General features: G+C 70.0%; 10 protein-coding genes. 2 read left to right on the top strand and 8 right to left on the bottom strand.

Going from position 1 to position 11,902, the window contains the following annotated elements; all coding sequences use genetic code 11:
• Positions 1-136 precede the first annotated feature (136 nt).
• Entirely contained in the window at positions 137-682 is a 546-nt protein-coding gene (nrdR, locus tag FHR84_RS00410; protein WP_179533424.1) for a transcriptional regulator NrdR, read from the bottom strand.
• Positions 683-1,568: 886 nt separating this feature from the next.
• Between nrdR and lexA the strand changes: the two genes are divergently transcribed.
• Positions 1,569-2,297 carry a transcriptional repressor LexA gene (gene lexA, locus FHR84_RS00405; protein ID WP_343075116.1) on the top strand — a complete coding sequence of 243 codons (729 nt, stop codon included), beginning with the start codon at positions 1,569-1,571 and terminating at the stop codon, positions 2,295-2,297.
• A 61-nt stretch (positions 2,298-2,358) separates the two neighbouring features.
• Here the strand turns inward: lexA and FHR84_RS00400 are convergent, their stop codons facing one another.
• The 5 genes from FHR84_RS00400 to FHR84_RS00380 all read right to left on the bottom strand — a co-directional run bounded on the left by FHR84_RS00400 (position 2,359) and on the right by FHR84_RS00380 (position 8,002).
• Entirely contained in the window at positions 2,359-3,408 is a 1,050-nt protein-coding gene (locus FHR84_RS00400) for a hypothetical protein (RefSeq protein WP_343075115.1), read from the bottom strand.
• Between the two features lie 263 nt (positions 3,409-3,671).
• Positions 3,672-5,042 (bottom strand): GTPase HflX, encoded by a 1,371-nt coding sequence (gene hflX / locus FHR84_RS00395; RefSeq protein WP_343075156.1) that lies wholly within the window; start codon positions 5,040-5,042, stop codon positions 3,672-3,674.
• Between the two features lie 296 nt (positions 5,043-5,338).
• A complete protein-coding gene (dapF, locus tag FHR84_RS00390) occupies positions 5,339-6,217 on the bottom strand; it encodes a diaminopimelate epimerase (RefSeq protein WP_179533421.1) in 879 nt (292 codons plus the stop codon).
• Positions 6,218-6,273: 56 nt separating this feature from the next.
• On the bottom strand, positions 6,274-7,191 hold the full coding sequence (gene miaA, locus FHR84_RS00385) for a tRNA (adenosine(37)-N6)-dimethylallyltransferase MiaA (RefSeq protein ID WP_179534342.1): 918 nt from the start codon (positions 7,189-7,191) through the stop codon (positions 6,274-6,276).
• Between the two features lie 94 nt (positions 7,192-7,285).
• Positions 7,286-8,002 carry a class III extradiol ring-cleavage dioxygenase family protein gene (locus FHR84_RS00380; protein WP_343075114.1) on the bottom strand — a complete coding sequence of 239 codons (717 nt, stop codon included), beginning with the start codon at positions 8,000-8,002 and terminating at the stop codon, positions 7,286-7,288.
• Positions 8,003-8,408: 406 nt separating this feature from the next.
• On the opposite strand from FHR84_RS00380, the gene FHR84_RS00375 reads away from it, so the two are divergent.
• On the top strand, positions 8,409-9,731 hold the full coding sequence (locus FHR84_RS00375) for a DUF349 domain-containing protein (protein ID WP_179533420.1): 1,323 nt from the start codon (positions 8,409-8,411) through the stop codon (positions 9,729-9,731).
• A 94-nt stretch (positions 9,732-9,825) separates the two neighbouring features.
• On the opposite strand, the gene FHR84_RS00370 is transcribed toward FHR84_RS00375, so the two are convergent.
• Positions 9,826-10,356 carry an Rv2732c family membrane protein gene (locus FHR84_RS00370; protein ID WP_179533419.1) on the bottom strand — a complete coding sequence of 177 codons (531 nt, stop codon included), beginning with the start codon at positions 10,354-10,356 and terminating at the stop codon, positions 9,826-9,828.
• Positions 10,344-11,840, bottom strand: coding sequence for a tRNA (N6-isopentenyl adenosine(37)-C2)-methylthiotransferase MiaB (miaB, locus tag FHR84_RS00365; RefSeq protein ID WP_179533418.1), 1,497 nt, complete (start codon positions 11,838-11,840; stop codon positions 10,344-10,346). Before miaB ends, FHR84_RS00370 begins: the two co-directional genes overlap by 13 nt.
• Between the last annotated feature and the right edge of the window lie 62 nt (positions 11,841-11,902).

Genomic DNA, 11,902 nt, shown 5'->3' with positions numbered 1-11,902 from the left:
GCTCGCTCTCCTGCTGCCACCGTCCGGGTTCCCCGTCCGGCTCGGTCGCTTCTTTCCCTGCTCGGGGCCGCCCGCGTGGGCCACCCGCTTGCGTTTGGCCGCGCCGTTCCGGCGCTGTGCCGCTCCCCGCCCCGGTTTAGGCATTCGCGTCCGCTTCGCTCCTTCGACCGGGCTGCTCGTCCGTGTCGGCCCCGCTCCGCGGAGTCACCTCCGCACCGGCGGTGTCGTCGGGATCCTCGTCGGCGTCGCGCAGGTCCGCGATCTCCCGCTCGAAGTCCTCGACCGAGGTGAACGACCTGTACACGCTCGCGAACCGCAGGTAGGCGACCTCGTCCAACTCGCGCAGCGGCCCGAGGATCGCCAGTCCCACCTCGTGGCTGGGCACTTCCGGCACCCCCAGCGACCTGATCGTCTCCTCCACCCGGTGGGCGAGCTGCTGCAGCGCGTCCTCCTCCACCGGACGTCCCTGGCAGGCGCGGCGCACCCCCCGAACGACCTTGTCCCGACTGAACGGCTCGGTCACCCCCGAGCGCTTCACCACCGTGAGAACCAGTTCCTCGACCGTGGTGAACCTGCGGCCACAGCTCGCACAGGACCGCCTGCGCCGAATCGACTGCCCTTCCTCCACCTCGCGGGAGTCGACGACGCGCGAGTCGTCACCTCGACAGAACGGACATCGCAACGCGAGTCATCTCCTCGACACAACCCGACCGGCCACCGGTGCGCATCACGCAACACACTTCGTCGTGCGGACAGTCGGCACGATAAGACTCGGACAACCGCTCACCGGCCAGTATACCCAAGTCATTGATTAATTACACCGATGAAACTACTAGATGTTGTGGTCGACTTTAGCTCCCGGGGCCATCCTAAGCAAATCGGGGCCCGGTTTTCCGGCGACTCGCCGAAGCGGCGGGCACAAGCCCTCGAATCCGCCGAAGTCCCCTCGGAAAGGAGCGCCGAACCCCCGAATCCCCCCGGAGGGAAGCCGCCGCGAACACGGAAAGCGCCCCCCACGCACGACGCGGGGAGGAACACGGACACCGATCGAGTGAGTTCGTGGACGGACCGGTCGAGCGCTCGGGCACGTCGACGCATCGCGGGAACCGAGTCCCGGACAGCCGCTCGCCCGGGAAGGACCGGGCGGGTACTCGACTCGCCCCGCACGCGGACGAGCGGTCGACGGCCCCGCCGGCACGCCCCTCGGGAAAATACCGCGCCGGAGATCGCGCGAAACCGCGGCTCCCCTCGGCCCACGCCGGAGGGGACCCGAAAAGCAAACCTGTGACCAGCTGTTCCGCGGAAAACGGACCCGACAGGCGGCCGAGGCGGTGGGCACTCACGCGCGAGCGAGACATCTCGCACCCGACCCTGTAACGGTGCCGCCGAAGGCAACGAAGTCGAACACCAGTACGAGTGGTGTACCATCGGTCTCGAACGAACGCGGAAAACACCGGGCGGAGTCGCAACCGACTCACTCGAACTGGTGTTTGGTGTCGTCTCCCCGTGCCGTCTACTGTGGAAATGTGCGTGCACGTGCGGACAGTGGTGGACAGGAGGCCGCGACGGTGAGTGACTCTTCCGACCCCGCCGGGCGCGGGGGCACCGAGGACGCCGCGGGGACGACCGCGTCGCCCGAGCGGTCCACCCGGACCGCGGAGACCGGGTACGACTCCGAGCTCACGGAACGCCAGCGCCGAGTCCTCGACACCATCCGCGGCTGGATGCACGATCACGGCTACCCGCCGAGCGTTCGGGAGATCGGCGACACCGTCGGGCTGACCTCGACCTCCTCCGTCGCCTACCAGCTGCGCGCGCTGGAACGCCGCGGCTACCTGCGCCGCGACCCGCACCGTCCCCGCACGGTCGGCGTGCTGACCGCGGAGGACACCTCCTCGTCCTCCGAGTTCGCCGAACGGGCGAATCCCGCCTACGTGCCGCTCGTCGGACGCATCGCAGCGGGCGGCCCCATACTCGCGGAACAGTCCGTCGACGACGTGTTCCCACTGCCCAGGGAGATCGTGGGTGAGGGCTCGCTGTTCCTGCTGAACGTGGTGGGCGACTCCATGATCGACCTGGCGATCACCGACGGGGACTGGGTCACCGTCCGCCAACAGCCCGACGCGGAGAACGGCGACGTGGTCGCCGCGATGATCGACGGAGAGGCCACCGTCAAAACCCTCAAACGCACCGAGGACCACGTGTGGCTGCTGCCGCACAACGCGGACTACGAACCGATCCTCGGTGACGAGGCCACCGTGCTGGGCAAGGTCGTGGCCGTTTTCCGGAAACTCTGACCGAGGTTCTCCGCTCTCCGCCACCCGACCCCCCGCGAGAGGGGCGAACGGAGAACACCGCTCAGCCGCCGCGCCGTCTGCGCAGGCGCGACACCACGGACAGCACGGCCAGCAGCGCGAACAGCCCACCCGCCGTCAGCGCGACCTCCCGTGTCGAGGGGGACCACCCCGCGGAGACGGATCCGTCCGAGTCGGCCCCTCCCCCGGTGGAGCCGTTTCCGGTGCCGCGCCCGTGGTCGGCCGCGAGCCCCACCGCGTTCGGCACCACACGCACCGGGGCCAGCTGCTCGGAAGCGGAGAGCAGGTCACCGTTCGGTTCGAAGGCGACCGCCTCACCCTGCGGTTCGTCGGCCAGCGGCACCCGCAGCGGATCACCGTCCAGGGCTTCGAGCACCTTGCCGTCCGGAGCCGGATACAGATAGACCTCGGTGTAGGTCCGGACGGCCACCACCTCGCGCCCGGAACTGACCGCGGCCCCCGTCACGGCCACCGAACCGAACGAACCGGGCAGCGGGCCACCGGGAGTGCCGGTCGACTCCAGACTCAACGTGCCCACCCGCTCCAGCTCCACCGGTGTCCCCTCGCTCGGTTCCGAAACCGGCCGGTAGATCCCGGCCTCCCCGAAGGGGTTCTTGGTGACGACGTGGGGCACGGAGTCCCGGCCGAGCAACAGCGCCTCCGCATCGTGCGGGCCGTCCGGGTACCGGAACCGGTAGAGCTTCGCGGTCCCCTCCTCCGGGGACAGCACGTGGGCGGCGACCGTTTCCCGCTTCCGGCTGTTGTCACCCGTGTCCGCCAGCCACAGCCTTCCGTCCTCCGCACGCGCGAGATCCTCGACGTCGTACGGGTCCACGTCCCAGCTGTGCGCGTCGACGATCGAGCAGTTCCGCGGGTCCACCTCGAAAACCCGCAGGGCGGTGCCGCCGTCGCCCACGGCGTACCAACCGCGTGGCCCCGCGGACAGCCCGGACAGCTCGGCCAGTCGCTCGTCCCGTGGAGTACAACCGGTTCGCGGGGCGGGAACCTCGGCCGCCGAAGCGCCCGGCCGGGCAGTAGCCTGCCCGGCCCCCGTGCAGACGGGGGCCGCTGCCAGGAGAAGCACGGCGGTCACACGCCCGAGCAGGACTTTGCTGTCCCGGTTCGCGTGGGTGGTTCCGTGGCGGAACCTCTCGCGGGCTCTCGCCGCGGGTGCCCCGACCTCGGGGAGCCACCTACACAACGTCGGGGCCTTCCTCGCGAGAGCACCACGGGAGAACCCGCGGCGGCGCCGGTGGGCGGGGTGGTGGTTTCGGCGCTCGCCGCGCCGAACGACACCAACCGGGCACCACATCGACGACCACACCAAGACCTAGCAAAACACCACTAGCCCGGACCTCAACCCGTCGTGGCGAACGGCTCGAGCGCGTTCGCCAGGTCGGTGCGCACCTTGGCACGGAGCCGCGTTCCCTCCGCGGTGTGCTCCCGCTCGACGAGCTCGCCCTCGGTGTGCACCCGCGAGACGAGCTCACCCCTGGTGTAGGGCACGAGCGCGTCCACGTAGACATCGGGCTTGGGGAGCCACTCGGCGATGGCCCGGTGCAGCTCGTCGATGCCCGCACCGGAGCGGGCCGAGACGAAGACGGCCTCGGGCAACAACCGCTTCAGCTCGGCGAACTTGGCCGTGTCCAGCGCGTCGGCCTTGTTCACCACCACCAGTTCCGGCGGAACGGCGCCCCCCTGCTCGGAGCCGATCTCGGAGACCACGTCCCTGACGGCACCGACCTGCTCCTGCGGAGCGGGGTCCGAACCGTCCACCACGTGCAACAGCAGATCGGCCCTGGTCACCTCCTCGAGGGTGGACCTGAAGGCCTCCACCAACTGGTGCGGCAGATGCCGGACGAAACCGACCGTGTCGCTGAGCGTGTAGGGCCTGCCGTCCACGGTCCGGGCCCGGCGGGTCGCCGGATCCAGCGTGGCGAACAGGGAGTCCTCCACCAGCAGACCGTTGCCCGTCAACGCGTTGAGCAGGCTGGACTTGCCCGCGTTGGTGTAGCCACCGATCGCCACGGAGGGAACGGCGTTGGCCACGCGCCGGGAACGCTTGGTCTCGCGGATCGTGCTCATCGCCGCGAGCTCCTTGCGCAGCTTGCTGATCCGCTTGTGGATACGCCTGCGGTCGGTCTCCATCTTGGTCTCACCGGGACCACGGGTACCGACACCGCCCTTACCGCCACCGGCACGACCGCCGGCCTGCCGGGACATCTTGTCACCCCAACCACGCAGCCTGGGCAGGTAGTACTGCAGCTGCGCCAGCTCCACCTGGGCCTTGCCCTCCTTGGAGTTGGCGTGCTGGGCGAAGATGTCCAGGATCAGGGCGGTGCGGTCCACGACCTTGAGCTTGAGCTTCTCCTCCAACTGCCTCAGCTGACCGGGGGCCAGCTCACCGTCGCAGATCACGGTGTCGGCGCCCGCAGCCAGGGCGATGTCCCGAAGCTCACGCACCTTTCCCGCACCCACGTAGGTCGCGGGATCGGGGCGGTCCTTGCGCTGGACCAGTCCTTCCAGCACCTCCGAGCCCGCTGTTTCGGCCAGCCGGCTCAGTTCGGCCAACGACGCCTCGGCCTGCGCCGAGGTCCCCTCGGTCCACACCCCGACGAGCACGACTTTCTCCAGCTGCAGTCGCCGGTACTCGACCTCGGTGACGTCGGAGAGCTCGGTGGAAAGACCGGAGACCCGCCGCAGGGACGCGCGTTCCTCCCGCTCCATCTCTCCGATGGAGGGTTCGTCCTCGGGCGCGTTCGGGGCCTCGTTGATCGCTTGCGTGTCGAAGCCGTCGGTATCGGCCACGCGCTCCGCGGTGTCGAAGCGCTCGTCGGTGAAGTAACGGTTGGTCAAGTGATCCTTACTCAGCTGCTCGTGGATCGTTCTCGAACTCGGCGCGTCCCTCCCGGGGTTCCACAGCCCCACCGGACATCCGCCGGGCTCCCCAGCTGAACCACCGGGGGCGGGACCACGGGAACAACCTCACCACCATGTATTATGGCACGTTCGTCGACCGCTTTTCAGGAAGTAACACTCGAAGCGGTCAGTGGCTCCTCGTCGAGCGAGCTCCACCACCCGGCATCCAGCCGTCCCCGCGCCACCAGTTCGGCGGGGCCGGTCAGGGTACTGGTGACCGGTGTGACCCGGACTTCGACGATTCCCCCCTGGACGTGCACGAAACGGGAACCGCTCTCCTCGCCCGCCGCGCGCACCACCGCCGCGGTCGCCGCCACCGTCCCGGTCCCGCACGAACGGGTCTCGCCGACCCCTCGTTCGTAGACCCGCATGCGGATCCGCTCGTCGTCGAGCGGCTCCACGAGTTCGATGTTCACCCCGTCCGGGAACAGATCCGGGTCGTACCCCGGCTGCACCGACAGGTCGAGCTCGGCGAGCTCGCCGGTCAGACAAACCAGATGGGGGTTTCCCAGGTCCACGGACAACGCCGACATGGCGTACCCGGCGACGGTGACGCTGGAGTGCCCGTGCACGGCGGCCGAGCCCATGTCCACCGTCACCCGCCCGTCCGGTTCCACCACCACGGTGCGCACCCCCGCACGGGTACCGACGGGAACACTTCCGGTGGAGACCAGCCCCGCGTCGAACAGGTACCGCGCGAACACCCGGACCCCGTTTCCGCACATCTCGGCCACCGAGCCGTCGGCGTTGCGGTAGTCCATGAACCAGGCGTCGGCGGGAACGTCGGCAGGCGGTTCCTCCTCCAGCAATCCGCTCGGCACCACGCGCAGCACCCCGTCGGCCCCCAGGCCGCGCCTCCGGTCGCACAGTGCCCGCACGCGCCGAGCCGTCAGCTCCAGTTCCCCGCGCGGATCGGGCAACACGACGAAGTCGTTCTCGGTGCCGTGCCCCTTGAGAAATTCCGGTCCCGCGTAAGACTGCACCGGACCAGTCTAGCCGTCGCCCACCGGGACGTGACCCACCCGACCGCCCGCCCGGCTCACCCGGCGTCCGCGCGCTCCAGCAGGCTCAGCACCGCCTCACCCGGAGCATCGGCGGTCGCGTCCAGCCAGTGAATCCGCCCGTCCCTGCGGAACCAGGACCGCTGCCTGCGCACGAACCTCCTGGTGAGCCGGGCCGTCTCCGCGGCGGCCTCGCTCATGTCCCCGGAGGAGTCCAGTTCGGCCAGCACCTGCTGATAACCCAGCGCCCGCGACGCGGTGCGCCCGTGGCGCAGCCCGACGCGCTCGAGCTCGCGCACCTCCTCCACCAGCCCCTCGTCGAACATCTCGGCCACCCGTGCGTTGATCCGCTCGTCCAGTTCGGCGACCGGGCGGTCCAGACCGACCAGCAGGGTTCCGTACCTGGGGGGTCCCGGTTCGGGGAGGTTGGCCGAGAACCGCCTCCCGGTGATCTCGATGACCTCCAGCGCCCGGACGAGTCTGCGCCCGTTGGTGGACGGTATGGACTCGGCCGCGGGGGGATCCAGCTCGGCGAGCTCCCGGTGCAGCCGTTCGGTGCCGACCAGCTGGAGGTGCTCCTCCCAGCGAGCACGCACCTCCGGGTCCGTCCCCGGGAAGTTCAACTCGTCCAGCAGTGCCTGGACGTAGAGACCGGAGCCGCCGACGACGATCGGCGGAACCCCTGCTCCCAGCAGTCGCTCGACGACCTCCCTGGCCTGCCGCTGGTACGCGGCCACCGAGGCGTTCTCGGTCACATCGAGCACGTCCAGCTGGTGGTGCGGAATCCCCCGGCGCAGCTCGGGAGGGGTTTTGGCCGTCCCGATGTCCATGCCCCGGTAGAGCTGCATGGCATCGGCGTTGACGATCTCACCTCCGAGCCGTTCGGCCAGCCACAGGGCCAGCTCGGACTTCCCGGTTGCCGTGGGGCCGACAACGGCTACGGGGCGCTGCATCATCGCGGACACGTTCCCAGCCTAGAAAGTTCCCGGGGAACCGTCCGCGCGGTGGTCGGCCACCAGCGCCGCGACGCTCCCCCGCCACCGGGCACGGCTACTCCGCGCGTGTCCACACCGCCACGTGGTACCCGACACCGAACGGCGTGGCGGAGTGGAGCAGTTCCCCGCTCCAAGCGGCGTCGTCGGACTCGACCAACCCGGCGAGACTCCACAAGGCCGCCCTCCCCACGACTCCCGAACGCTCCGCCGAACCGGCGTCCAGCGCATCCAGCTTCCCCGAGCCGGGCACGGCCAGGCCGTCACGGATCAGCTCCGCCACCCCCTCGGGATCTCCCTCCCGCTCGTAGTCGCCGAAGCGGCGCGGGCCGTCGGCGAGGACCAGCAGCCCCGCCGGTTCACCCCCGGCGGAGTTCGACAGCCCGGCACCGACCTGGCCGGCGACCGCGGGGGAGGCCTCCTCGTCCAGCAGTCGCATCCGCACGCTGTCAGCTCCCGCCACTCCCCGCAGCCATCCGGCGACCAACGCGGCCAGGGGAAGCTCGTCGTCCCCGCAGCCCCGACTCGCCCCGGCCCGGAGAGAAACCGCGACGTCGACGCCGAAACCGGCGAAGGTTCCCGTGCTCTCGGGAGAGAGCTCACCGCTCACCCGTCGATCGGTGCCGATCGCCAACCAGTCCCCGGAGACCTCCGCGAGGGCGGACACTGCGCGGAGGCAGGCCGCGCGCAGCTCTTCGGTCTCCGGCCTGGAGCGCACGGTCAGCTCCGGCACCAGCAGGGGCGGTTGGGGCACCACGGCGACACGGCTAATCACACCGTCGAACAGTAGAGGCCCGCTCCGGAACGCGAGGGGACGGGCGGGCCCGGTTGGCTCGGACCGAAGTTTCCGCGCCGTCCGCGCCGGAGCACCACGCCGGTCCGCGACACGGCGGGAAGGCATCGATCGGCGCGGAAAGGGATTCCTGGCTCCACAGCTGTGGTGCCGTCCAATATCGTGGTGGGGCACACTCGTAGCGAGAGCTGTCACCGGGCGTCATCGGCCGCACCGGAACCGCGCCCCGCCGATGCCGGCACCGCGGACTGGTCGATGTGCGACCCGACTGTTTGAATGCGCCGACGGCGGCACATCCGACCACGTGCCGCCGCGTGCTGGGCCCCGCCACGGCGGGGCGCTCGTGCTCGGCACGAGCACCTGAGCGGGCAGAAGGAGGAAGCCGGCCATGACAGACCAGGACACGACGCCGAACACCGCCGACGCTTCGGCGGCCGCGGACTCGACAACGAGCGGTTCGGGACGCGGCGCCGCGCCCGCGGTACCGATCGCCTCCAGCGATCCGGCGCACTGGGGCCGGGTCGACTCCGAAGGCCAGGTCTACGTGCACACCTCGACCGGGGAACGTTTCGTCGGATCCTGGCAGGCGGGTGAGCCGACCGAAGGGCTCGCCCACTTCGCGCGGCGGTTCGACGATCTGCGCACCGAGGCCGAGCTGCTCGAGACACGGCTCTCGACGGGCTCGGGCGATCCCAAACAGGCGCTGTCCAACGCCAAGCACCTGCGCGACGGACTGCCCGAGGCCTCGGTGGTCGGTGATGTGGACTCGTTGGCCGCGCGCATCGACCACATCGTCGAACGGGCCGAGCACGCGGTGGAACACGCCAAGGCCGAGCGGGAGAAGGCCCGGGCAGACGCGGTGGCCCGCAAGGAAGCGCTGGTCGCCGAAGCCGAACAGATCGGCGCCGAGGCCACCAACTGGAAGGCCGCCGGAGATCGGCTCAAGGCAATCTTCGACGAGTGGAAAACCGTCAAGGGGGTGGACCGCAAGACGGACGAGGCGCTCTGGAAGCGGTTCACCAAGGCCAGGGACGCCTTCAACCGACGCCGCGGATCGCACTTCGCCGAGCTGGACCGGCAGCGCAACGTCGCCAAGGAGAGCAAGCAGGAGCTGGTGAACGAGGCCGAGTCGCTGACCGAGTCCACGGACTGGGGGCCGACTGCGGACCGCTACAAACAGCTCATGACGGAGTGGAAGTCCGTGGGTCGAGCGCCCAGGGACAGCGACGAGGCGCTCTGGAAGCGGTTCCGAGCCGCTCAGGACCGGTTCTTCTCCCGGCGCTCCGAGGCGTTCGCCGAACGCGACGCGGAGTTCGCCGAGAACGCCAGGTTGAAGGAGGAGCTGCTCGCCGAGGCCGAGCGGATCGATCCCGCCGCCGACCTGAGCGCGGCCCAGTCGCAGTTGCAGCGCATCCAGCGGCGCTGGGACGAGATAGGCAAGGTTCCGCGGGAACGGATGCGCGAGCTGGAAGGACGGCTGCGCGCGGTCAACGACCGGGTCCGGTCGACCGAGCAGACCAGGTGGCGCCAGACCGACCCGGAGGCGCAGGCACGGGTCGAGCAGTTCCGGGAACGCGTGGAGCAGTACGAGCAGCAGGCGCAGAAGGCGCGCTCGGCCGGCGACGAGAAACGTGCCAAGGAAGCCGACCGGCAGGCTCAGCAGTGGCGGGAGTGGCTGACAGCCGCGGAGAACGCGCTGGCCGACAGGTGAACGGGGCCTGACTCCGTGGCTCGGTTCCCGGGAGGGGGCCGAGCCACGGAAGCCCTTCACCCGGCCGCGTCGCGGACCGCTTCCTTCCGGCGGTTCACGGACGGGACCAGGCGATCCGCAACCACTGGCTGGCCAGGACGGCCATCGAGATCACGGCGAGCACCAGCCCGATGGAGGGACCGGCCTGGTCCTGGGGGACCGTCTGCCGCGACCAGATCGCGATGACCCCCTCGACGGTCACCACCGAACACGTCATGGCGGTCACCCAAGAGAGCGCCCACCGCCTGGTCGCCAGCGTCAACGCGCCGAGCAGCACTCCGGCTACGGTGGCGTTGATCGAGAAAAGCCGCGGCAGCAGCTTGATCTCCAGGGCCGGATCGGCCTGCCCCGAGACCACCTGCCAACCGCTCGCACCGCCGACCCACGGCAGGACCGCGGTGAGCACCAGCACCAGCATGACTCCGGTGATCACCAGAGCACGGCCGCCGGGGTCGATCCTGCGACTCATGTCCCGCTCGGCACGCGACAGGTCGGCACGGAACCGCTGCTGTTCACCGGACTGGTCCACCACGGCGTCCTCCTCTGGGATCTTCCCGGCCCGCGCATTGTCACTCAACAGCCGCACCCCTGCTCCGCGGACTCGGCGGGCCCGGCGGACGGAGCCCCGAAAGTGGGAAGCCCGAGACCGACCCCCGAAGTCTTGGGGCGCTGCCCGACCTCCCAGTGGTCCCCCGCCTTCGTGCGGCGGTGTTCGCTCACCCCGTCGTCGGCGAGCAGGTGGTGCGGAGCCGCCTGGCTGACCCTGGTGCGCACCACGTCCCCGGGCCGGATCCGGTCCTCGACCTCCCCGCTCGGGGTGAAGTGCACCAGACGGCCGTCCCTGGCACGTCCCGACCAGCGGGCGGTGTGGGCGTTCTTGCGTCCGGCCCCCTCGGCGACGAGCAGTTCGACCTCGCTTCCGACCAGCTCGGAGTTCGCCTCCAGCGAGATCTCGTTCTGCAGCTCGATCAGCCGGTCGTAACGCTGCTGCACCACTTCCTTGGGGAGCTGTCCCTCCATCTCCGCGGCCGGGGTGCCCGGACGCTTGGAGTACTGGAAGGTGAAGGCGCTGGCGAACCGGGCCTTGCGGACCACGTCGAGGGTCGCCTCGAAGTCCTCCTCGGTCTCGCCGGGGAAACCGACGATGATGTCGGTGGTGATCGCCGCGTGCGGCATGGCCGCGCGCACCTTGTCCACGATGCCGAGGTAGCGCTCGGCGCGGTAGGAACGCCGCATCGCCTTGAGCATCCGATCGGAGCCCGACTGCAACGGCATGTGCAGCTGCGGACACACGTTCGGCGTCTCGGCCATGGCGGAGATGACGTCGTCGGTGAAGTCCCTCGGGTGCGGGGAGGTGAAACGCACGCGTTCCAACCCCTCGATGTCGCCGCAGGAGCGCAGCAGCTTGCCGAACGCGTAGCGGTCGCCGAACTCCACCCCGTAGGCGTTGACGTTCTGCCCCAGCAGGGTCACTTCCAGCACGCCCTCGGAGGCCAGCGCGCCGACCTCGGCGAGCACGTCCCCCGGGCGCCGGTCCTTCTCCTTGCCGCGCAGCGCGGGCACGATGCAGAAGGTGCAGGTGTTGTTGCAGCCGACCGAGACCGACACCCAACCGGAGTAGGCGGACTCGCGCCGCGCCGGGAGGGTCGAGGGGAACTTGTCCAGCGACTCGAGGATCTCGACCTCGGCCTCCTCGTTGTGCCGGGCGCGTTCGAGCAGCGTCGGCAGCGAGCCGAGGTTGTGCGTGCCGAAGACCGCGTCGACCCACGGCGCCCGCCGCACGATCTCGCCGCGGTCCTTCTGCGCGAGGCAACCGCCGACAGCTATCTGCATGCCGGGGTTCTCCTGCTTTGCGGAGCGCAGTCGGCCCAGATTGCCGTAGAGGCGGTTGTCCGCGTTCTCCCGCACGGCGCAGGTGTTGAACACGACCAAGTCCGCGGTGCCCTCCTCGGAGGACCGCACGTAGCCCGCTTCCTCCAGCACGCCGGAGATCCGCTCCGAGTCGTGCACGTTCATCTGGCAGCCATACGTGCGCACTTCGAATGACTGAGGCGCCCGGTTGTCCGTCACGCTCCCACCATATCCCCTGGTGGGAAGCGCTCTTTCGTGGTATGGGCGCAGCCGGTTCCCGC

Source organism: Actinopolyspora biskrensis (genome assembly GCF_013408175.1).
GTDB lineage: Bacteria > Actinomycetota > Actinomycetes > Mycobacteriales > Pseudonocardiaceae > Actinopolyspora > Actinopolyspora biskrensis.
The sequence above is the reverse complement of the archived record's forward strand: the minus strand, read 5'-3'. Positions and strand labels throughout refer to the sequence as shown.